Annotated in this window: 1 protein-coding gene; it reads left to right on the forward strand. The window is 45.3% G+C overall.

Annotation, left to right across the window (positions count from 1 at the left end; all coding sequences use genetic code 11):
* Positions 1 to 11: 11 nt before the first annotated feature.
* Positions 12 to 1,202, forward strand: a complete 1,191-nt coding sequence (gene tuf / locus AC1M9A_RS14345; protein WP_481592547.1) for an elongation factor Tu — start codon at positions 12 to 14, stop codon at positions 1,200 to 1,202.

The following is a 1,202-nucleotide window of genomic DNA, read 5'->3' on the forward strand; positions in this document are numbered from 1 at the left end:
AGGAAGATCTCATGGCTAAGGCTAAGTTTGAACGTAATAAGCCACACGTTAACGTGGGCACAATCGGTCACGTTGACCATGGTAAAACAACTTTAACTGCTGCTATCGCAACTGTATGTGCGAAGAAATTCGGTGGTGAAGCTAAAGACTACGCTGCAATCGACTCTGCACCAGAAGAAAAAGCACGTGGTATTACAATTAATACATCACACGTAGAATACGATTCTCCAACTCGTCACTACGCTCACGTAGACTGCCCGGGCCACGCCGATTATGTTAAAAACATGATTACTGGTGCTGCTCAAATGGACGGCGCGATCCTTGTATGTGCTGCGACTGATGGTCCAATGCCACAAACTCGTGAACACATCCTTCTTTCTCGCCAAGTAGGTGTTCCATACATCGTTGTATTCTTAAACAAATGTGACCTTGTAGACGACGAAGAGCTTCTTGAGCTAGTTGAAATGGAAGTTCGTGAACTTCTTTCTACTTATGACTTCCCAGGCGATGACACTCCAGTTATCCGTGGTTCTGCTCTTGCTGCACTTAACGGTGAAGCTGGCCAGTTCGGTGAAGATGCAGTTGTTGCTCTTGTTGAAGCGCTTGACACTTACATCCCAGAGCCAGAGCGTGCTATTGATAAAGCATTCTTAATGCCAATTGAAGACGTATTCTCTATTTCTGGTCGTGGTACAGTAGTAACTGGCCGTGTAGAAGCTGGTATCGTGAAAGTAGGCGAAGAAGTTGAAATCGTAGGTATCAAAGACACAGTTAAAACTACAGTAACTGGCGTTGAAATGTTCCGTAAACTTCTAGACGAAGGTCGTGCGGGCGAGAACTGTGGTATCTTATTACGTGGTACTAAGCGTGAAGACGTACAACGTGGTCAAGTACTTTCTAAACCAGGTGCGATCAAGCCACACACTAAATTCGATGCAGAAGTATACGTACTTTCTAAAGAAGAAGGTGGTCGTCACACTCCATTCCTTAACGGTTACCGTCCACAGTTCTACTTCCGTACAACTGACGTAACTGGCGCGATTCAATTGCAAGAAGGCGTTGAAATGGTTATGCCTGGTGACAACGTAGAAATGTCAGTAGAATTAATCCACCCAATCGCAATGGACCCAGGTCTACGTTTTGCGATCCGTGAAGGTGGTCGTACAGTTGGTGCTGGTGTTGTTGCTAAAGTAACTGCATAA

This window comes from Acinetobacter sp. ANC_7634 (genome assembly GCF_056779875.1).